This window comes from Ramlibacter sp. AN1133, assembly GCF_037890035.1.
Taxonomy (GTDB): domain Bacteria; phylum Pseudomonadota; class Gammaproteobacteria; order Burkholderiales; family Burkholderiaceae_C; genus Ramlibacter.
Genome location: NZ_JBBKTQ010000003.1, coordinates 68,527 through 88,164, shown reverse-complemented (window position 1 = coordinate 88,164; position 19,638 = coordinate 68,527). Strand labels below are relative to the sequence as shown.

Genomic DNA, 19,638 nt, shown 5'->3' with positions numbered 1-19,638 from the left:
TCAATCTCGGTTGGAAAAAACGCGTGGTGCGCGGGGTCGGACTCGAACCGACACGCCCGTGAGGGCGTCAGGACCTAAACCTGGTGCGTCTACCAATTTCGCCACCCGCGCAGGTCACTGAAAGGGAAAGCGGACGGCGAGGATCGACCTCGACCGCCCGCTCGAATCCGGTCAACCGGTGATTTTAGCCGTATGCAGGTGCTACGGCCGCAGCCGGTGCGGCAGGGCGGGAATCCTCCCGCTTCACCCGGAACCACGCCGCATACATCGCCGGCAGCGCCAGCAGGGTCAGCAAGGTGGCCACCACCAGCCCGCCCATGATCGCCACCGCCATCGGCCCCCAGAACACCGAGCGCGAGAGCGGGATCATCGCCAGCACCGCGGCGGCCGCCGTCAGCACGATGGGGCGCAGCCGCCGCACCGCCGCTTCGACGATGGCGTTCCAGGCCGGCACGCCGCGGCGGCGGTCCTGCTCGATCTGGTCGATCAGGATCACGGAATTGCGCTGGATCATGCCCATGAGCGCGATCACGCCCAGCAGCGCCACGAAGCCGAACGGCCGGTTCAGCACCAGCAGCGAGCCGGCCACGCCCGCGATCCCGAGCGGCCCGGTCAGGAACACCAGCATCGCGCGGCTGAAGCTCTGCAACTGCAGCATCAGCAGCGTGAACACGATGAACAGCATCACCGGCACGCCCACCGCGATGGACGACGATCCCTTGCCGCTTTCCTCCACCGCGCCCGAGACCTGGATGCGGTAGCCCTGCGGCCAGCTGGCCTCCAGCGCCTTCAGCTTCGGCAGCAGTTCCGCCGTCACGGTGGCGCCCTGCAGGCCCTCGACGATGTCCGACTGCACGGTGATCGCGTAGTTGCGCCCCTCGCGCCAGATCACGCCCGGCTCCCAGGTGAACACCGGCCGCGCGATCTGCGTCAGCGGAATCGACTTGCCCGAGGCGGTCGGCAGGTAGGCATTGGCGATGTCGCTGATCGCGTTGCGCTCCTCCAGCGGCTGGCGCAGCACGATGTCGATCAGCTTGTCGCCCTCGCGGAACTGGCCGACCGGCGTGCCGCTCAGGATGGTGCGGCTCGCCTGCGCGATCGACTGGCTGGTCACGCCCAGCGCGCGCGCCTTGGCCTGGTCGATGTCCAGGCGCATCACCTTGACCGCCTCGTTCCAGTTGTCGTTCACGCCGCGCGTGTTGGGGCTGGCGCGCATGGCCGCCTTCACTTCGTCGGCGCGCTCGCGCAGCGCCAGCGGCTCGGGCCCGACGACGCGGAACTGCACCGGGTACGGCACCGGCGGCCCGGTGGCCAGCAGCTTCACGCGGGCGCGCACCTCCGGGAACTCCTGCGCCAGCAGGGCCGGCAGCCGCACGCGCAGCGCCTCGCGGGTGGCGAGGTCGCGCGGCTGGATGATCATCTGCGAGACGTTGCTTTGCGGGAAGATCTGGTCCAGCGGCAGGTAGAAGCGCGGCACCCCCGCCCCCACCCAGCTCGTCACGTCCACCACCTCCGGCATCGCCAGCATGCGCTTTTCGAAGCGCTTGGCGACTTCCTCGGTGGCCGCGTAGGAGGTGCCCTCCGGCGCCCACAGGTCGACCAGGATCTCCGCGCGGCTGGAATCGGGGAAGAACTGCTGCTGCACCAGCCGCATGCCGCCCACGCCGAGCGCGAACGTGAGCAGCGTGGCGGCGATCGTGATCCAGCGGTGCTCCACGCACCAGTCCACCGTGGCGCGGAAGCGCCGGTAGAAGGGCGTGTCGAAGTGCTCGCGGTGCTCCGCCGACACCGGCTTTTCCTTCAGCAGCACGGTGCCCAGGTAGGGCACGAAGAACACCGACACGAACCAGCTCAGCACCAGCGCCACGACGGTCACGCCGAAGATCGCGAAGGTGTATTCGCCCACCGTGGACTTCGCCATGCCGATCGGCAGGAAGCCGGCGGCGGTGATCAGCGTGCCGGTGAGCATCGGCATCGCGGTCACCTCGTACGCGAAGGTGGCGGCGCGGACCTTGTCGTAGCCCTCCTCCATCTTGCGCACCATCATCTCCACGGCAATGATGGCGTCGTCCACCAGCAGGCCCAGCGCGATGATCAGCGAGCCCAGCGAGATCTTGTGCAGCCCGATGCCCCAGTAGTGCATCGCCAGGAAGGTCATGGCCAGCACCAGCGGGATCGTGATCGCGACCACCAGGCCCGGACGCATGTCCACGTACCAGCGCTTCCACAGCGGCAGGCCGGTGCCGGCGCGGCGATGCAAGCCCAGGCTGATGAAGCTCACGCCCAGCACGATCACCACGGCCTCGATCAGCGTCTTGATGAACTCGTTGACGGAGGTGGAGACGACCTTCGGCTGGTCCTGCACCTGCACCAGGCGGATGCCGGCGGGCAGGCTGTCGTCGATGCGGCCCACCGACGCCTTGAGCGACTTGCCCAGGCGGATGATGTCGCCGCCCTTGGCCATCGAAACGCCGAGCGCGATCACCTCCTTGCCGCCGTGGCGCACCTTCACCTGCGGCGGGTCGACGTAGCCGCGCCTGACTTCGGCGATGTCGGCCAGCCGGAGCTGGCTGCCCGAGGTGCCGCGGATCGGCATCGCCTTGAGCTGGTCGACGGCCTCGAACTGGCCGCCCACGCGCACCTGCACCACTTCCTGCGGCGTCTGCACGGCGCCGGCCGATTCCACCGCGTTCTGCTGCCCGAGCTGCGCCAGCACCTGGTTGAAGTCCAGCCCGAGCTGCGCCAGGCGCTTCTGGGAGATCTCCAGGTAGATCTTCTCGTCCTGCACGCCGAACAGTTCGACCTTCGCGACGTCGGGCACGCGCAGCAGCTGCTGCCGCACGTCGTCCGCGAAGGTCTTCACCTCCGCGTAGCTGTAGCCTTTGTCCGCCTCCAGCGCGTAGATCACGCCGAACACGTCGCCGTATTCGTCATTGAAGAACGGCCCGATCACGCCGCCCGGCAGCGTGGCGCGCATGTCCCCGATCTTCTTGCGCACCGTGTACCAGACCTGCGGCACTTCGGCCGGCGGCGCGGATTCGCGCAGCACCAGCACCACCAGCGCCTCGCCGGGCTTGGAGTAGCTGCGGATGATGTCGGCGTGCGGCACCTCCTGCAGCGTGCGTTCGAGCTTGTCGGTGACCTGCTCGGCGACCTGCTGCGCGGTGGCGCCGGGCCAGAACACCCGCATGATCATCGCGCGGAAGGTGAACGGCGGATCCTCGTCCTGCCCGAGCTGGAAGTAGGCCGCCACGCCCAGCACCATCAGCACGATCATCAGGTAGCGCGTGAGCGCGGGCCGCCGCAGTGCCCAGCGCGAGAGGTTGAAGCGCTCCCGGTTCGGAACGTCGCTCATGCAGTCCTCAGCGCGTCGCGGAGGTCAGCGTGGCGGTCGCCAGGGCCGGCGCGCTGGCGCCGGCTCCCTGGGTGGCCAGCGCCGGCAGGGCCGAGGTCTTGTCCTGCCAGACCGTGACCTTCTGCCCCGGCGCGAGCACGTGCACGCCGGCGGAGACGACCACCATGCCCGGCGCCAGCCCGGAGGCGATCACCGCCTCGTTGCCGTCGGCGGACGCGACCTGCACTTGCTGCGACCTGATCGTCATGGTCTGCCGGTCCAGCACCCACACCGCGCTGCCCCGCCCTTCCTGGCGCAGCGCGCTGGTGGGGATGCGGATCACCTGCGCCACGGAGGGGATCGGGGCCTGCGGCAGCACGGCCACCGTGGCGCCCAGCGGCGGCTGGCGCGCCCCCTCCAGCAGCACCTTCACCGAATACGTGCGCGTGACGGGATCGGCGCTGGCGGCGATTTCGCGCACGCGGCCGGCGAGCGTCTCGCTGCCCGCCCACACCCGCACGACAACCTCGGTGCCGGCGCGCACGGCCGCCAGCTTGTCCTCCGGCACGGCGAACACCACGTCGCGCGGGCCATCCACCGCGATGCGGACCACCGGCGTGCCGGCGGCCACGACCTGCCCGGGCTCGGCCTCGACGGCCGTGACGACGCCCGACACATCCGCCACCAGGTTCGCGTAGCGCGCCTGGTTGCCTTGCGCCGAGAGCTGCGCCTGCGCCTGTTCGAGCTGGGCCTGCGCCGCCTTCAGCGCCGTCTCGCGCCGCTCCAGTTCGGCACCGCTGATGAAATTCTGCTCGCGCAGCGTCACGTAGCGCTTGTAGTCGGCGGCGGCCAGGTCGCGGTTGGTGGCGGCGGCCGCGACCTGCGCGCGCGCCGCATCCGCGGCCAGCCGGAAGTCCTGCGGGTCCAGCTGGGCCAGCAGCGCGCCGGCCTTGACGTGCTGGCCGGCCTCCGCCTGGCGCCGGACGATCTTGCCGCCCACGCGGAAGCCCAGGCGCGCCTCGACGCGTGGCCGCACCTCGCCCGCGAACTCCTGCTGCAGCGTGGGGCCGGAGGCACTCACCGTGAACACCTTCACGGAGCGCAGCGGTTCCGGCGCGGCCTGGGGCCGCGAACAGCCGGCCACGGCCGCGGCCGCCAGCATGGCGGCGCACCAGAGGGTCAGTCGGGAAGAGGAAACGAGGTGCATGCGGCGGGATGGGCGTGGGCGAAGAGACGGTAGAGGGCCTTACTGACTGACCGGTTAGTAATCTAGAAAAAAGGCTCAGCCACGTCAAGCGACAATCCGCGGCGTGACCACAGCGCCCGACGGCCGGCTCCGCCCGGTCGAGCATTACGAAAACTTCCCCGTTGCCTCATGGCTCTGCCCTCCCGGGCTGCGCCCGCCGGTCGCCGCGATCTACTGGTTCGCCCGCACCGCGGACGACCTGGCCGACGAGGGCGACGCCCCCGCAGCACGACGGTTGGCTGATCTTGAAACATATAGAAACGATTTGCAAGCCTGCTTCTCCGGCCGGCCCGGTTCCGGGCGCTGGCCGGCGGTTTTTGCTGCGCTCCGTGACGCAATCGACGCGTTCGCCCTCCCGCCGGAGTTGCTGGCACGCCTGCTCTACGCCTTCGAACAGGATGTGCGCAAGACGGCGGCGGGCGAAGGTTACGCCGACCGCGCGGAGCTGCTCGCGTACTGCAGCCGCTCCGCCGATCCGGTGGGCCGCCTCCTGCTGCACCTGTACGGCGTGCGGGACGCGCAGGCGCTCGTGCAAAGCGATGCGATCTGCAGCGCGCTGCAGCTGGTGAACTTCTGGCAGGACCTGGGCGTGGACGTGCCGCGCGGGCGCTACTACCTGCCCGCGCAGGACTGCCGCGCCTTCGGCCTCGACCCGCAGGCGCCGCACACCTGGGCCGCACACCCGCGCGCGCCGGATCTGGTGGCGCAGCTGTGCACGTGGGCGCGCGAGCTGATGCTCTCCGGCGCGCCACTGGTGCACCGGGTGCCGAGCCGGGCCGGCTGGGAGCTGCGCCTGGTGGTCCAGGGCGGCCTGCGCGTGCTGCAACGCATCGAGCGCCTGCACTTCCGCACGCTGCAGCAGCGCCCGAAGCTCGGCCCCCTGGACGTGCCCGCCATGCTGTGGCGGGCCGCGCGGATGTGAGAATCACGGCCCGAACCCCATCGACCATGACGCCGGAACAGTACGTCCAGCAGAAGGCCGCCGCTTCCGGCAGCAGCTTCTATTACGCCTTCCTCTTCCTGCCGGCGCCGCGCCGCGCGGCGATCACGGCCTTCTATGCCTTCTGCCGCGAGGTCGACGACGTCGTCGACGAGGTGAACGATCCCGCCGTGGCGCGCACGAAGCTCGCGTGGTGGCACACCGAGGTGGCGCGCGCCTTCGCGGGCGAGCCTTCGCATCCCGTGATGCGCGCGCTGATGCCCAGCGTGCCCGTCTACGGCCTCGAGCAGGAGCAGCTGCAGGCGGTGATCCGCGGCTGCGAGATGGACCTGGAGCAGACGCGCTACCTCGATTTCCACGGGCTGCAGCGCTACTGCCACCTGGTGGCCGGCGTCGTCGGCGAGGTGTCGGCGCGCATCTTCGGCCAGTCGCGGCCCGAGACCACGGACTACGCGCACAAGCTCGGGCTCGCCTTCCAGCTCACCAACATCATCCGCGACGTCGGCGAGGACGCGCTGCGCGGGCGCATCTACCTGCCCGTCAACGAACTGCAGCAGTTCGAGGTGAAGGCGCACGAGATCCTGCAGCGCAAGTACTCGGAGCGCTTCACCGCGCTCATGCGCTTCCAGGCGCAGCGCGCCCACGCGCTGTACGAGGAAGCGCTGGCCCTGCTGCCGGCGCAGGACCGGCGGGCGCAGAAGCCGGGCCTGATGATGGCGAACATCTACCGCACGCTGCTGCGCGAGATCGAGGACGAGGACTTCCGCGTGCTGAACCAGCGCATCAGCCTCACGCCCCTGCGCAAGCTCTGGCTCGCCTGGAAGGTGCAGGCGCTGGGACGCATGGAGTGAAGGTCGCCGTCGTCGGCGCCGGCTGGGCGGGCCTCGCCGCGGCCGTGGCGGCCACGCGGGGCGGGCACGCGGTGACGCTCTTCGAAGCGGCGCGCACGCTGGGCGGCCGCGCGCGTTCCCTCGCGGTGCCGCTGCCTGGCGGCGGCACGGCGCTGCTCGATAACGGCCAGCACATCCTGGTCGGCGCCTATGTCGAGACCCTGCGCCTGATGGAGTTCGTCGGCGTGGCGCCGCAGGAAGTGCTGTGGCGCATGCCGCTGGTGCTGCGCCACCCGGACGGCAGCGGCCTCGCGCTGCCGGCCTGGCCCGCGCCCTGGGATGCCGCGGCGGGCATCCTCCTCGCGCGCGGCTGGCGCTGGCAGGACAAGCTCTCGCTGCTGCGCGCGTCGCAGGCGTGGCAGCGCGCGCGCTTCCGGTGCGACCCGTCGCTGTCGGTGGAGCAGCTCGCGGCCGATCTCACGCCGCGCGTGCGCGAGGACCTCATCGAGCCGCTGTGCGTGTCCGCGCTCAACACGCCGGCTGCGCGCTCCAGCGCGCAGGTGTTCCTGCGCGTGGTCGGCGATGCGCTGTTCGGCCGCGGCCATCGCGGCTGGGGCGGCTCCAACCTGCTGCTGCCGCGGCAGGATCTCGGGCGCGTGCTGCCCGATCGCGCGCAGGCGTGGCTCGTTGCGCACGGCACGCAGGTGCGCGTGGGTCGCCGGGTCGAATCGCTGCGCAGCGACGACGGGCACTGGTCGCTGGATGGCGAAGCCTTCGACGCCGTGGTGCTGGCCTGCCCGCCCACCGAGGCCGCGCGCCTCGTGGCGGCCAGCGGCACAGCCGCGCACGCGTGGCTGGCGACGACGCAGGCGCTGGCCTTCGAGGCGATCGCCACCGTGTACGTCACCGGCGGGCCGCGGCTGCCCCTGCCGCTGCTGGCGCTGCGCAGCGGCCCGGGCGCGCCGGCGCAGTTCGTGTTCGACCGCAGCCAGCTCGGAGGCCCGCCGGGCCTGCTCGCCTTCGTGGTGAGCGCGAGCCCCACGGAGAAGGACGCGCTGGAGCGCGCCGTGCTGGCGCAGTCCGCGGCACTGGGCTGGCCGGTACAGGCGCTCCAGACCGTGGTGGAAAAGCGTGCGACCTTCGCCTGCACGCCCGGCGTGCAGCGGCCGCCGGCCGCGATCGCACCCGGCCTGTGGGCCTGCGGCGACTACGTGCAAGGCCCCTACCCCGCCACGCTGGAAGGCGCGGTGCGCTCGGGGCTGGAGGTTGCCGGTTTGCTGGAAGGCGGATCGTAGGCCGGGGTGACGCACCACCGCCGCGGCTTCGTAGGCTGGGGTGACGCGCGCCAGCGCCGGAACCCCAGCGCTTCACGCCGCCGCCCAGCGCTGGGCTTCGCGCGCTGGCGCGGCTCAGCGCCAGCCTACGGAAACAAGTCCGTCAGCTCGGACAGATGCGTCACCGTCACGTGCGGCTCCAGCTCGTGCGGCCACGCCGAGTCTCCGCGGTTCACCCATGCGGCCTGCATGCCCGCATTGAGCGCGCCCAGCGCATCGAGCGTCGCGTCGTCGCCGATGTGCAGCACGCGGTCGGGCCACAGGTCCACCACGCCGGCGGCGGCGTGGAAGATCCTCGGGTCCGGCTTGCCGATGCCGAACTCGCGCGCGCAGACGCAGCCGCGGAAATAGCGGGCCAGGCCGATGCGCTCCAGGTCCGCATTGCCGTTGGTCAGGGCCACCAGCGGATAGCGGGCGGACAGGAATTCCAGCGCCGGCAGCGCGTCCTCGAACAGCATCACGCGCTGGCGCTCGGCGAAGAACACCTCGAAGGCCGGGTCGGCCAGGCGCGTGTCCTCGCCGGCGCGGTGGAGCGCGAGCCGGATCGATTCGCGCCGCAGCGTGCTCATGTCGTGCTTGAGGTCGGGCCGGGAGCGGCCCATCTCCTCGCGGATCTCGCGCAGCGCCGGCGGGCTGGAGAACAGTGCCGCCGTCATGGGCGCGTGGAGGGTGAGCCAGTCGTGCAGCGCCTTCTCGGCCCGCTCGATGGTGGGCCAGATGGGCCAGAGCGTGTCGTCCAGGTCGATCGTGACCGCGCTGATTTTCCCGGGGTCGAGCATGGCGGCGAGAATACCGCATGCCCGTGACCGATCGTCCCCTGCAAACGCCCGCCCACCAGCACGGGCAGGCGCCCTTCACCGCCGTCCTGCTGTGCAACCTCGGCACGCCCGATGCCCCCACGCCCGAGGCGGTGCGCCGCTACCTGGCCGAATTCCTGAGCGATGCGCGCGTGGTGGAGATCCCGCGCGCGGCCTGGCTGCCGATCCTGTACGGCGCGATCCTGCCGCTGCGCTCGCGCCAGTCGGCGCAGAAGTACCGGAAGATCTGGACGCCGGAAGGCTCGCCGCTGAAGGTGTGGACCGAGCGGCAGGCCAGGCGCCTGCAAGGTTGGCTCGGCGAGCACGGCCACCGCGTGCGCGTGGCCTACGCGATGCGCTACGGCAGCCCCGCGATCGGCCGGGAGCTCGATGCGCTGGCCGATGCGGGCGCCAACCGCATCCTGGTGCTCACGGCCTATCCGCAATATTCCGGCACCACCACGGCGAGCGTGATCGACGCGGTGGCGGACTGGACGCGCACGCGCCGCAACATCCCCGAGCTGCGCTTCGTGAACCGCTACCACGACGACCGCGGCTACATGCAGGCGCTGGCGCATCGCATCGAGCGCCACTGGCGCGAGAACGGGCGGCCCGACCACCTGGTCATGAGCTTCCACGGCGTGCCCGAGCGCACGCTGCACCTGGGCGACCCCTACCACTGCGAATGCCGCAAGACGGCGCGGCTGCTGGCCGAATGGCTGCAGCTCGCGCCCGACCAGTACACGCTGAGCTTCCAGTCGCGCTTCGGCAAGGCCAAGTGGCTGGAGCCCTACACGCAGCCCACCGTCGAAGCGCTCGCGCGCAAGGGCGTGGAGCGCCTCGACGTGGTCTGCCCCGGTTTCGTGGCGGACTGCCTGGAGACGCTGGAGGAGATCGGGATGGAGGTGCGCGACGCCTTCCTTGCCAACGGCGGCAAGGAGTACCGCTACATCCCGTGCCTGAACGACGAGACGGAGTGGATCGCGGCGCTGGGGAACATCACGGTGCAGCACCTGGGGGGATGGGACACCCGGGCGGTCGCCGAGCCGAAGGAGCTGGCGGCGCAGAAGGAGCGCGCGATGAAGCTGGGGGCGTCGGCGTAGGCTTGGGGGCGTCCGCGTAGGCTGCGGGCGTCCGCGTAGGCTGCGGGCGTCCGCGTAGGCTGGGCGCGTCCGCGTAGGCTGGGCGCGTCCGCGTAGGCTGGGGGTGACGAAGGAACCCCAGCGTTTGCGCGAGCGCAGCGAAGCGGCGTTCCCTCCGGGGCGCCGCAGCCAAGCTGGCGTTCCCTCCGGGGCGCCGCAGCCAAGCTGGCGTTCCCTCCGGTCACCACCAGCCTACGAGACCGCGGTTCCCTGCGCCACCGCCGACTCCGCCTGCTCGATGAACCCCTGCACCAGCTCCAGCTGCTCCGCCACGTTCAGCGCCGGCGCATGCCCGCAGCCGGGCACTTCCACGACACGCGCCAGCCCCAGCACGCCGGGCCCGCGCGTCAGCATCTCCGCGGCCGCGTCGGGCAGCACCAGGTCCGACTCCGCTCCGCGCAGCAGCAGCACCGGGATGCGCAGCCGGTCGTAGTGCTCCCACAGGTCGTAGTCGCGCGGATGGTCGATGAACTGGCGGACCATCGCAGGGTCGTAGTGCGGCGTCACGCGCCCGTCAGGCAGGCGGCGCATCGAGGTCTCGGCCAGCCGGCGCCACTGCGCGTCGCTGAGCCACCCGTACGGCTTGTACACCTGCCGGAAGAAGGCCTCGAGTTCCGCCATGCTCGCGAAGGCCGGCGGATTGCCGGCATACGCGCGGATGCGCTCGATCGCCGCCTGCGCCAGCCGCGGCGCGTTGTCATTGAGCACGAGGCTCTGGATGCGCCCCGCGAGCTGCGGCTGCAGCACGCCCGCCGCGCACACGGTGCCGATCGCGCCGCCCATCGAGGTGCCCACCCAATGCGCCCGCGCGATCCCCAGCCGCTCGAACAGGTCCGCCGCCAGGCGCGCGTAGAAGGCGAGGCAGTACTCGTTGCCGGGGTCCGGGCTCCACTGGCTCAGGCCCCGCCCGAGCGTATCCGGGCAGATCACCCGGAAGCGCCCGCACAGGGCCTGCGCGAGTTCGTCCATGTCCCGGCCGGTGCGCGCGAGGCCGTGCCACGCGATCACCGTCGGTGCATGCTGCGCGCCCCACTCGGTGAAGTGGATCTCGCGCCCCGCGCAGGTGACGTAGTTGGATGTGCAGTGCATGCGGGTCCTCCTCCCGGGGCGGCGAGCCGCCCCTTCTCTATTGCGGCACCGTCAGCGTGGTGCCGGTGAAGCCGATGCGGTCACCGGCCGCGGGGGTCGCGCTGATCGGGGGGATGTTGGTCGCGGTCAGGGCCGGTGCGGGAACCACGAGGCTCGGCGTGCCGCCCCGAGGCGTGGTGCGCACCACCTGGCTCGGCGGCAGAGCGGCGCCGTTGCGCAGGTGCGCATACATCATGTCCATCGCCTGGTTGAAGTACACGTGCAGCGGCACGAAGCGGTTGTCGAAGCCTGACAGGGGAATGAAGGTGTCGAAGTGCTGTGCATTCGTGGCCTCCACGTACCGCAGGTTGCTCTTGCGCCCTTCGCGGGACCGGTTCAGCGCCGCGTACGCCCGCGCGTTGTTGTTCACCGGCACCAGCGCATCGCTGCGGCCGGCGACGATCACCGTGGGCGTGCCGCGGAGATCGCCGTCCACGTGGACCTCCGCGATGCCGGCCTGCACAGCCTGGCTTTGCGCGAGCGTGGGCGTGCTGCTGGCGGTGAGCGGTGCCCCGGTGACCGGATCGGCTCCCGTGACCAGCGCCCGCTGGCACAGCGCGGTGTCCAGGCCGAAATCGAGCGCCCCCGTCGAAGCCGAGCGCGCCAGCTGCCAGGCCTTGGGGCCGCCCGGCGAGGCGTCGTACACCGGCGTCACCGGCGTCCCGTTGGCGGTGCCGTTGGCGGTGGCGAAGCTCTGCGCGACGGCGGTCGCCGACGCGGCGACGGGGTCGCCCAGCCCGTTCACCGCCGCGAAGCTGGTGTCGCACACCTTGTCCAGGACGGAGAAGCGGCCATACGCGACGGGATACATCGCCGACAGGATCGGGCCGTTGCCGAGGCCCCAGTGGGCGTTGTGCATGCGGTCGTGTTCCACCGTCCAACCGTAGGCGTGCAGCCTCGCGAGCGCGTCGGCTGCCTGTTCCTGCGTCGTCGTGCCGCTGACCAGGCCCTTCGCCGCCAGGCCGGCGCAACGCGCCTGGGCGCGCGCGTTCATGCCCGCGATGAGCATGAAGTTGAAGACCGAAACCTCGTTCATCGCGGCATCGGGCGCCAGCGCGGCACAGGGCTGCAGCAGGTTGCCGTAGGTGACGTAGTCGGCGAGGGTCTTGAACCCCTCCACCGGCGCGCCGCCCAAGGCCACGCCGAAGCCGGAGGCCCCGGCGATCTCGGTGACGGGCTCCGATGCGACCACCCCGTCGATGATCCCGCTGCGATCCAGTTCGGCCGCACGCAGCACCGCGGCGCCGCCATTGGAGGCGGAGCCCGCGATCACGAGCGTGTTGGACTTGTCGAAGCGCATCGACTTGCCACGCTGGGCGAAGTGGTCTTCCAGCGCGAAGAAGGCGTACTGGGCGGCCGCCAGCGTGTCGCTGCCCCAGTCCTTCTCCGGGTTCTGCTGCGAGTGCACGTGCTTGAGCGCAAAGCGGTTCGGCAGCACGGCGTTGAACGCGGCCAGTGCCGCGTCGCCGACGTCGGCGGCGAACTGGGCCAGCGATCCCGCCGCCGCCCGCGTGGCCCGCGTGCCGTCCACCTTGTTGACCGTGTCGTTCTGCAGGTCGTGCAGGCCTACCCCCTTGCCGGCGTCAGTCAGCGCCACCGCGCAGCCGTGCTTCAGGCCCCACTCGCCCGACGTGCCGATCGCGCCGTAGACACCGCGCGAGCCCGACGACGGCCCGAGCACCAGGCAGGGGGCCGCGGTATCGAAGCTGTCCGGGATCTGCACCGCCATCACGACGCGCTTGCGTCCACCGCCGTCATCGAGGGACGCCAGGTATTCGACGCCGGGGATCAGCCCTTCCCCCGTGGTGACGGTTCCGTCGACACTGATGTTCGGGCCATAGAAGCGACCGTAGCCGCCGGCGGCCGAGGGATCGAGGATGGCACGGTAATTCCCATGCAGCGCGTTGCGACGCAGCTCCGCCGCCGTGGGGTTCGCCGCGTCGGCGTACCCAGGAGGCAGGGCCGCTCCCAGCCCTGTCTTGCCGAGGCCGCCAGTGAGCAGGTCCTGCTCGGCCGGCGTCGCGCCGCTGCCGACCGAAGTGGCCGGATACACGGTGACGCTGTGCTGCGTCACCTGCAGCGGCTTACCCCGTCCCGGCACCTCGATCAGGATCGGCGACCTGCCGCGTGGCGAGGAACTCAGGAGCGAAGCCGCGCCGCTGTCGTCGGTGGCAGAGGAGCCGCCGCCACATCCGGCCAGGACGGCGGCCGTGATGGCACAGAGCGGAACGAGGCGGCGCACGGCCGCGCGGGCAGGATCAGTTGTTCTCAACGTAGTCTCCTTGCTTGCTCTTGGTGGGGTGGGATGCGGCCGCAGCGGCCGCGGTGGGGGAAGGAGGGGAAGTCGGAGTGGTGGCGCGCAACGCGCGCAGCCGTCCCACCACGCCGGTGGGAAAGTAGTAGACCGAGAGCACGAACAGCAGCCCCAGCCACAGCAGCCAACGGTCCGGCGAGAGCAGCGCGGCGAGCCAGGGCAGGCCCGCAACCGCGCCGCTGGCCAGCCGCAGCAGGTCCTGCAGGTAGCTTTGCGCGACGAGGAACAGGCCCGAGCCGATGGCCGCGCCGTAGATCGTGCCCATGCCACCGATCACCACGATCAGCAGCACGTCCAGCATGATCTCGAAGGAGAGCGTCGTGTCCGGCCCGTTGTAGCGCAGCCAGATGGCCAGCATCGCGCCCGCCAGCGTGGCGAACAGCGCCGACAGGATGCTGGAGACGGTGCGGTACACGACCACCCGGTAGCCGATCGCCTCGGCGCGGAACTCGTTCTCGCGGATCGCCTGCAGCACGCGGCCGAAGGGCGAATTCACGATGCGCAGCAAGGCCAGGAACAGCACCACGCAGGTGGCGAACAGCAGGTAGTAGCAGACGATGCGGCCGTCGAGCGTGAGGCCCAGGACCGGCGTGTCGGAGAGCGTGAATCCCGGCGACAGCACCTCCGGCATCTTGAAGGTCAGGCCGTCCTCGCCGCCGGTGAATTCGGACAACTGCGAGGCGAGCGTCTGGAACGCCGCCGCGAACGCCAGCGTGATCATCGAGAAGAAGATCGCGCGCACGCGCAGCGAGAACAGGCCGATCGCCGCCGCGAGCACGAACAGTGCCAGCGCCGCCAGCGTGCCGAGCAGGATCGCACCCCAGCCCGCTCCCATGCGGGTGGACGCGATCGCCACGCCATAGGCGCCGATGCCGAAGAACATCGTGTGCGCGAAGCTCACGATGCCCGTGTACCCGAGCAGCAGGTCGAAGCTGGCCACCAGCACGATGAATACCAGGATCTTGGCCGCCACGTTCAGCGCCTTGATGCCGGGAACCAGGAAAGGCTGGAAGGCCAGAGCGAGGAACAGCAGCACGAGGATCGCGCCCAGCACGCGGCTGCGCGGGTAGTCGTTGGACAGCAGGCGGTTCAGCATCGCGGGTTCACTTGCTCAGGGCGTACACGCCCTGCGGCCGCCACAGCAGGATGGCCATCATCAGCAGGATGTTGGAGAACAGCGCCGCCTTCGGCACCAGGAAGCCGGTGTAGTTCGCCATCAGGCCCACCAGCAGCGCGCCGACCAGGGCACCCGTCGTGGAACCCAGCCCGCCGATGATCAGCACGATGAAGATCAGCACGTTGACCTGCGCGCCCATCTGCGGAGTGACGTTCTGCTGGTACAGGCCCCACATCACCCCGCCCAGGCCGGCCAGCGCGCTGCCCACCATGAACACGCCGACGAACAGCACCCGGATGCGGTAGCCGAGCGCCTCCACCATCTCGCGGTCCTGCACGCCGGCGCGGATCAGGAGGCCGATCTTGGTGCGCGTGAGCGTCCACAGCAGCGCGCCGAAGACGACGACGCCCACCACCACGGCGATCAGCCGGTACTTCTCCACCGCCGCATCCCCGAGCAGCAGGGTGCCGCGCATGCCCTCCGGCAGCGGCAGCGGGATCTGCAACGGACCCCAGATCACCTTGATCAGCTCCTCGCCGATGATCATCCCGCCCATCGTGATCAGGATCTGCTTGAGGTGGTTGCCGTACACCGGGCGCACGATGAAGCGCTCGAACGCGAGGCCGATCGCGCCGGCCACGAGCATTGCCACCACCATCGCGGGCAGCACCGCCAGCAGGTTCATCCAGAGGCTGGCGGAGTTCGTGTAGTCGCCCATCGCGCCCAGCACGCTGGTGGCGACGAAGGCGCCCAGCGCGATGAAGACGCCGTGGCCGAAGTTCAGCACGTCCATGAGGCCGAACACCAGCGTGAGGCCCGAGGCGATGATGAACACGATCATGCCCATCGCGAGGCCGGCGATCGTCAGCGTGAGCCAGGTCGAGGTCGAGCCGATGAAGGGGAACACGAGCAGCGCCAGCACCGGCACCAGCGCCAGCGGTTTCCAGTCGAAGTCTTTCCAGTTCACAGGGCCAACCCCAGCAGCGCGTGCTGCAGTTCCTCGTCCTCGGCCAGCGCCTGCATGGGGCCCGCATGCACCACGACGCCGTTGTCCATCACGGCCACCGTGTCGCCCAGCCGCCGGGCGAAGTTGATGTTCTGTTCGACCAGCAGGATCGTCACGCCGCTCGCCTTGAGCTGCGCGAAGGCCTCGATCATGTTGTTGATGATGGCGGGCGCGAGGCCCTTGCTCGGCTCGTCGATGATCAGCAGTTCGCGCGGCTCCACGATCGCGCGCGCGACGGCCAGCATCTGCTTCTGGCCGCCGGAGAGCTTGCCCACCGGGTGGTTCCAGAACTTCTCCACCGCCGGGAACAGCGAGAAGATCCATTGCAGGCGCCTGGCGTCCATCTGCTTCGCGTGCCGCGCGCCGCGGGCAGCGAGCAGCATGTTCTCCTTGACCGTCAGGTCGGCGAAGATGCCCATGTTCTCGGGCACGTAGGCGATGCCGCGGCCGGCGATCTGCGGGGTGGCGGCCTGCGTGATGTCCTGCCCGTCGAAGGTGATGCGGCCGGCGGATGCGCGCCAGAGGCCCATGATCGTCCGCAGCGTCGTCGTCTTGCCGGCGCCGTTGCGGCCCAGGAGCATGGTGAGCTGCCCGCGCGGCACGGCGAGGTCGACGCCGTGGAGGATGTGGTACGCGGCGATGTGGGTGTGGACGCCTTCGAGGGTGAGGAGGTTCATGGTCTTGCTCCTCCCCCCTCCGGGGGGAGGTCGGGAGGGGGGCGCCCCCACCCCTGCCCTCCCGCGGAGGGGGAGGGAGAAACACCCAGGTAGGCCTCTTGAACAATGGGCGAGGCGATCACTTCCGAGGGCTTGCCGTCAGCGACGAGCGCCCCGTTGTGCAGCACCACGATCCGGTCCGCCAGTTCCCGCACCACGTCCATCTTGTGCTCCACCAGCAGGATCGTCTTGCTGCGGTCTTCCTTGAGCTTGCGGATCAGGTCCAGGATCACCGGCGCTTCCGCGTGGTTCATGCCCGCCGTGGGCTCGTCGAACATGTACACCTGCGGTTCCAGGGCCATCAGCAGCGCCACCTCCAGCTTGCGCTGGTCGCCGTGCGGCAGGTTCGCCACCAGCTCGTTCTCGCGCGCCTTCATCGCCACCGCGTCCAGGATCGCGTCGGCGCGCGCGACCAGGTCCTCGTGGTCGCTCCACACGCTCCAGAGGTTCAGGCCGCGCCGGTGCGCGCCCTCGCGCGTGGCCTGCACCGCCAGGCGCACGTTCTCCAGCACCGTCAGGCGCGGGAACAGGTTGGTGAGCTGGAAGGCGCGGCCCAGGCCGGCGCGGGTGCGCTGCGAGGCCGATGCGTTCGACAGGTCGCGCCCGCCGAGCGTCACCGTCCCGGCGTTCGCCTTCAGCTGGCCCGAGATCAGGTTGAAGTAGGTCGTCTTGCCGGCGCCGTTCGGCCCGACGATCGCGGTGAGCGTGCCCGGCTCGAAGGTGCACGTCACCGCGTTGACGGCCACGTGGCCGCCGAAACGGATGGTCAGGTCGCGCGTCGCCAGCTGCGTCATGAACAGGTGCCGATCACGTAGTAGTTGGTCCCGGTCTGCTTCAGCGTGGTCACGACGAAGGTGTTCCACAGGCCCATGTTCTGGTTGGATCCGTTGGCGTAGGTGATGCCGCCGAGCATGTGCGCCCGCCCCGCCGCCGTGTGGTTGTAGTTGCTGGCCGTGTAGCAGGTGGCCACGGCACCGGTCGTGGTGCCGCTCACCGGCGCGGAAAGGGCACCCTGCGCACCGTTGGCATCGACGCCCGCTACCGTCCACGCATACGTGGTGCCGGAGCTCAGCCCTGTGTCGGTGTAGCTGGTGGCGGTGACGCCCAGGGCGTTGACCTTGGTGCCGTTGCGAAAGACGTTGTAGCTGGCCGCGCCGGTCACGCCGGCCCAGGCGATGGCCATCGAGGTGCTGGTCGCGCCGGACACGGTCACGCCGGTGGGCGCCGGCAGCGCGGTGCCTCCGCCGCCGCCCGACCCCGCACCGGAGGACAGGCGGTCCACCATCGCCTTCAGGGCCGAGACCTGCGCGCCGGACTTCTGCGCGAAGTTGCTGCCGTACCAGCCCGTCCAGTCCCAGCACGCATTGGGGTTGGACAGCAGGCCGCTTGCCGCCGTCTGCCGCACCGTGTTGTCCACCTGCGTCTGCGGGAACAGCACGATGATGCTGTTGGTGTCCGCCCAGCGCGTGTAGCCCGTGTTGCGGATGAACTTGTCGCCGATCTGGCCGTAGCTTTGCTGGCAGCCGTGCAGCGCGACGTGGACGCGGCACTGCGCGCCGCCGGCGCAGTTGGCCGGCACGTACACCCATCCGCTGGCCGCCATGCCCGGGTTGGTGGTGAAGGCGCGCTGGTCGAACTCGATGTAGTTGCCGGCCGCGGGCGCGTCGTTGCGCGGGTTGAGCGTGCCGTAGAAGCGCGACAGCACCGCCTTCGCGCCGTCGTAGCCGCAGTTGGAGATGTAGGGCGAGGCCGTGCTGCTGCACGCGTTGTTGCCGGTGGCGTCGAAGTCGGTCGGGAACACGTGCGCGGTGGCCGCCCGCTGCACGTACTGCAGGTTGGCCGCCGGCACGCCGTTGTTCCCGTACTGCGCCTGCACCGCATTCATCGGGTTCGGCCCCACGGTGGTGTCGCTGGTGCCGACGAACATGAACACCTGCTGCGCCGCGACGCCGGCCTTGGGATCGATGCCGCCGTTGCCGCTGTACGTATTGATGCTGTTCTGCATCCCCGCCAGCTGCGTGCTACTGATCGTGGCGTTGTACATGCACGCCGTGTAGTTGCTCAGGGCGGCGCAGGGGTACGGACCACCGGCGAAGAGGCCCACGCCCCTGAACAGCGACGAGTGCGCCCACCCGAGCTGGCTGGCCATGAAGGCGCCGGAGGACAGGCCCGAGACGGTGGTCTGGGCACGGTCCACGTTGTAGGCCGGAAGCGCCACCACGGCCTGCGCCGCGGCGCAGGCGAAGGCGGCGGCCGCCGCGAACAGGCGGAGGGCGGGGTGCATGTCGTGTCTCCTTGGTCGTGCGGAATGGCGCAGCCGGGTCCCTCTGGCGGGGACCTCCTCGATCACTGTGGAGCCGGGCGCGCGGCGGCGCCCCGTCGTCGTCCCTAGCGCTTGTTGCGGATCGGGACCTGCATTTCTTCCGGCTTGATCTCGCGCACCAGTTCCGGCACGCCCCAGGCGAAGGCCGGGTCCACCTTGATCCGGAAGTGGTACATGCTCTGCAGGGCCTGGTGGTCTTCCTTGCGGAAGGTCATCTTGCCCTTGGGCGTGTCGAAGGCCATGCCCTCCATCGCCGGGATCATCTTGTCGGCGCTCGGGTCACCGTTGGTCTTCTTCAGCGCGGCGACCATCGCCATCGCAGCCGAGAAGCCGCCCGCGGTGAAGAAGTCCGGCGGCGCCTTGAACTGCTTGTAGTGCGTGGCCACCAGCGCCTCGTTCACCGGGTTCTTCGGGATGCCGAAGTAGTAGTAGGTGGCGCCTTCCATGCCCGGGAACTGCTTGTACGAAGCCATCGCCGGCAGGATGTTGCCCCCGGTGAAGACGTCGATGCCGTAGCGCTGCTTGAGGTTCTGCGCCGCCAGCGCGTTGAAGGGCGGCGTGCCGCCGGCCCAGATCACCTCGATCACCTTGCGGCCCGGCTGGTCCTTCATCTTGTCGACGATGCGCTGGATGCCGGCGGTGAAGTCGGTCGTCGTCTGCGGCAGGTATTCCTCGTGGACGATCTTCGCGTTCTTCAGCGCATCCTTGAACGCCTTCACGCCATCGCGGCCGAAGGCGTAGTCCTGCGCCAGCGTGGCCACCTGGGTGCCGGGCTTGTCCATCGCCACCGCGTTGGAGATCGCGTCCTGCGAGCTGTTGCGGCCGGTGCGGAAGATGTACTTGTTCCACTTGTCGCCGGTGATCGAGTCCGCCACCGCGGGCTCCACCAGCAGGATCTTCCTGTATTCCTCCGCCACGGGCAGCATCGCCAGCGCGACGCCCGAGGAGGTGGGGCCGATGGCGACGTCGGCCTTGTCGTCGGAGTAGGCGGAGGCGAGCAGCGACTTGCCGAGGTCCGGCTTGCCCTGGTCGTCCTTCTCGATCACGACGATCTTGCGGCCGGCCACCGTCATGGTGCCGCCGGTGGCGTACTCCAGGCCCATCATCAGGCCGGTCTGGGTCTGCTTGCCGTAGGCCTCGAGCGGGCCGGTGCGGCTGTAGACGTGGGCGATCCGGATTTCCTTGGCCTGGGACCAGGCGAGCGGCGTGGCGAGCCCGCCGGCGGCCAGGGCGGCCACCGCCACCCAGATGCGTCTTTGCATTGATTGTCTCCTGCTTGTACTTCGAACCGGCCCGATGATGCAGGACCCGTGCCAGCGCGCAAGTGCTTGTCGGATCAGGACTTTCCCGCTGGCGGAAAACCAGATGTCCGAGAATCAGGCAAATAGAGTGTCTGATTTTCAGGCATTTG

Annotated in this window: 15 protein-coding genes and 1 tRNA gene; 4 read left to right on the top strand and 12 right to left on the bottom strand. The window is 70.1% G+C overall.

Going from position 1 to position 19,638, the window contains the following annotated elements; translation table 11 throughout:
- Window positions 1–24: 24 nt before the first annotated feature.
- From WG923_RS05090 to WG923_RS05080, 3 genes are all read right to left on the bottom strand, one after another.
- Window positions 25–111: transfer RNA gene (locus WG923_RS05090), tRNA-Leu, on the bottom strand.
- A 73-nt stretch (window positions 112–184) separates the two neighbouring features.
- Window positions 185–3,355, bottom strand: coding sequence for an efflux RND transporter permease subunit (locus tag WG923_RS05085; RefSeq protein ID WP_340349858.1), 3,171 nt, complete (start codon window positions 3,353–3,355; stop codon window positions 185–187).
- 7 nt (window positions 3,356–3,362) lie between these two features.
- Entirely contained in the window at window positions 3,363–4,541 is a 1,179-nt protein-coding gene (locus WG923_RS05080) for an efflux RND transporter periplasmic adaptor subunit (protein WP_340349857.1), read from the bottom strand.
- A gap of 103 nt (window positions 4,542–4,644) precedes the next feature.
- Here WG923_RS05080 and hpnC point away from each other — a divergent pair, with 103 nt between their 5' ends.
- Genes hpnC through hpnE form a run of 3 tightly spaced genes read left to right on the top strand, consistent with a single transcriptional unit; the run spans window position 4,645 to window position 7,645 of the window.
- Window positions 4,645–5,502 carry a squalene synthase HpnC gene (gene hpnC, locus WG923_RS05075; RefSeq protein ID WP_340349856.1) on the top strand — a complete coding sequence of 286 codons (858 nt, stop codon included), beginning with the start codon at window positions 4,645–4,647 and terminating at the stop codon, window positions 5,500–5,502.
- A gap of 26 nt (window positions 5,503–5,528) precedes the next feature.
- Window positions 5,529–6,371, top strand: coding sequence for a presqualene diphosphate synthase HpnD (hpnD, locus tag WG923_RS05070; protein ID WP_340349855.1), 843 nt, complete (start codon window positions 5,529–5,531; stop codon window positions 6,369–6,371).
- Entirely contained in the window at window positions 6,368–7,645 is a 1,278-nt protein-coding gene (hpnE, locus tag WG923_RS05065) for a hydroxysqualene dehydroxylase HpnE (RefSeq protein ID WP_340349854.1), read from the top strand. The genes hpnD and hpnE overlap by 4 nt, the downstream gene beginning before the upstream one ends.
- A 125-nt stretch (window positions 7,646–7,770) precedes the next feature.
- On the opposite strand, the gene WG923_RS05060 is transcribed toward hpnE, so the two are convergent.
- On the bottom strand, window positions 7,771–8,463 hold the full coding sequence (locus WG923_RS05060) for an HAD family hydrolase (protein ID WP_340349853.1): 693 nt from the start codon (window positions 8,461–8,463) through the stop codon (window positions 7,771–7,773).
- A gap of 17 nt (window positions 8,464–8,480) precedes the next feature.
- Here WG923_RS05060 and hemH point away from each other — a divergent pair, with 17 nt between their 5' ends.
- Window positions 8,481–9,584, top strand: a complete 1,104-nt coding sequence (gene hemH / locus WG923_RS05055) for a ferrochelatase (protein WP_340349852.1) — start codon at window positions 8,481–8,483, stop codon at window positions 9,582–9,584.
- Window positions 9,585–9,815: 231 nt separating this feature from the next.
- Here hemH and WG923_RS05050 read toward each other — a convergent pair whose 3' ends face one another.
- The 8 genes from WG923_RS05050 to WG923_RS05015 form a co-directional block, all read right to left on the bottom strand.
- A complete protein-coding gene (locus WG923_RS05050; protein WP_340349851.1) occupies window positions 9,816–10,712 on the bottom strand; it encodes an alpha/beta fold hydrolase in 897 nt (298 codons plus the stop codon).
- 37 nt (window positions 10,713–10,749) lie between these two features.
- Complete coding sequence (locus WG923_RS05045) at window positions 10,750–13,023, bottom strand: 3-hydroxybutyrate oligomer hydrolase family protein (protein ID WP_445322895.1); 2,274 nt, start codon at window positions 13,021–13,023, stop codon at window positions 10,750–10,752.
- On the bottom strand, window positions 13,010–14,161 hold the full coding sequence (locus tag WG923_RS05040) for a branched-chain amino acid ABC transporter permease (protein ID WP_340349850.1): 1,152 nt from the start codon (window positions 14,159–14,161) through the stop codon (window positions 13,010–13,012). The genes WG923_RS05045 and WG923_RS05040 overlap by 14 nt, the downstream gene beginning before the upstream one ends.
- Window positions 14,162–14,168: 7 nt before the next feature.
- A complete protein-coding gene (locus WG923_RS05035) occupies window positions 14,169–15,149 on the bottom strand; it encodes a branched-chain amino acid ABC transporter permease (protein ID WP_340349849.1) in 981 nt (326 codons plus the stop codon).
- Complete coding sequence (locus WG923_RS05030; protein WP_340349848.1) at window positions 15,146–15,865, bottom strand: ABC transporter ATP-binding protein; 720 nt, start codon at window positions 15,863–15,865, stop codon at window positions 15,146–15,148. The genes WG923_RS05035 and WG923_RS05030 overlap by 4 nt, the downstream gene beginning before the upstream one ends.
- The gene (locus tag WG923_RS05025) at window positions 15,862–16,698 is read right to left on the bottom strand and encodes an ABC transporter ATP-binding protein (protein WP_340349847.1); all 837 of its coding nucleotides are present in this window, start codon (window positions 16,696–16,698) and stop codon (window positions 15,862–15,864) included. The genes WG923_RS05030 and WG923_RS05025 overlap by 4 nt, the downstream gene beginning before the upstream one ends.
- Complete coding sequence (locus WG923_RS05020; RefSeq protein ID WP_340349846.1) at window positions 16,695–18,188, bottom strand: extracellular catalytic domain type 2 short-chain-length polyhydroxyalkanoate depolymerase; 1,494 nt, start codon at window positions 18,186–18,188, stop codon at window positions 16,695–16,697. Before WG923_RS05020 ends, WG923_RS05025 begins: the two co-directional genes overlap by 4 nt.
- 104 nt (window positions 18,189–18,292) lie before the next feature.
- Window positions 18,293–19,489 carry a substrate-binding domain-containing protein gene (locus tag WG923_RS05015; protein ID WP_340349845.1) on the bottom strand — a complete coding sequence of 399 codons (1,197 nt, stop codon included), beginning with the start codon at window positions 19,487–19,489 and terminating at the stop codon, window positions 18,293–18,295.
- Between the last annotated feature and the right edge of the window lie 149 nt (window positions 19,490–19,638).

What these genes read in the sequence shown, in the direction of transcription:
- WG923_RS05050 (WP_340349851.1), bottom strand. Translation starts at nt 10,712, where the DNA reads ATGCACTGCACATCCAACTACGTCACCTGCGCGGGGCGCGAGATCCAC.
- WG923_RS05020 (WP_340349846.1), bottom strand. Translation starts at nt 18,188, where the DNA reads ATGCACCCCGCCCTCCGCCTGTTCGCGGCGGCCGCCGCCTTCGCCTGC.
- hpnD (WP_340349855.1), top strand. Translation starts at nt 5,529, where the DNA reads ATGACGCCGGAACAGTACGTCCAGCAGAAGGCCGCCGCTTCCGGCAGC.
- WG923_RS05030 (WP_340349848.1), bottom strand. Translation starts at nt 15,865, where the DNA reads ATGAACCTCCTCACCCTCGAAGGCGTCCACACCCACATCGCCGCGTAC.
- WG923_RS05025 (WP_340349847.1), bottom strand. Translation starts at nt 16,698, where the DNA reads ATGACGCAGCTGGCGACGCGCGACCTGACCATCCGTTTCGGCGGCCAC.
- hemH (WP_340349852.1), top strand. Translation starts at nt 8,481, where the DNA reads ATGCCCGTGACCGATCGTCCCCTGCAAACGCCCGCCCACCAGCACGGG.
- WG923_RS05085 (WP_340349858.1), bottom strand. Translation starts at nt 3,355, where the DNA reads ATGAGCGACGTTCCGAACCGGGAGCGCTTCAACCTCTCGCGCTGGGCA.
- WG923_RS05080 (WP_340349857.1), bottom strand. Translation starts at nt 4,541, where the DNA reads ATGCACCTCGTTTCCTCTTCCCGACTGACCCTCTGGTGCGCCGCCATG.
- WG923_RS05040 (WP_340349850.1), bottom strand. Translation starts at nt 14,161, where the DNA reads ATGCTGAACCGCCTGCTGTCCAACGACTACCCGCGCAGCCGCGTGCTG.
- WG923_RS05060 (WP_340349853.1), bottom strand. Translation starts at nt 8,463, where the DNA reads ATGCTCGACCCCGGGAAAATCAGCGCGGTCACGATCGACCTGGACGAC.
- WG923_RS05015 (WP_340349845.1), bottom strand. Translation starts at nt 19,489, where the DNA reads ATGCAAAGACGCATCTGGGTGGCGGTGGCCGCCCTGGCCGCCGGCGGG.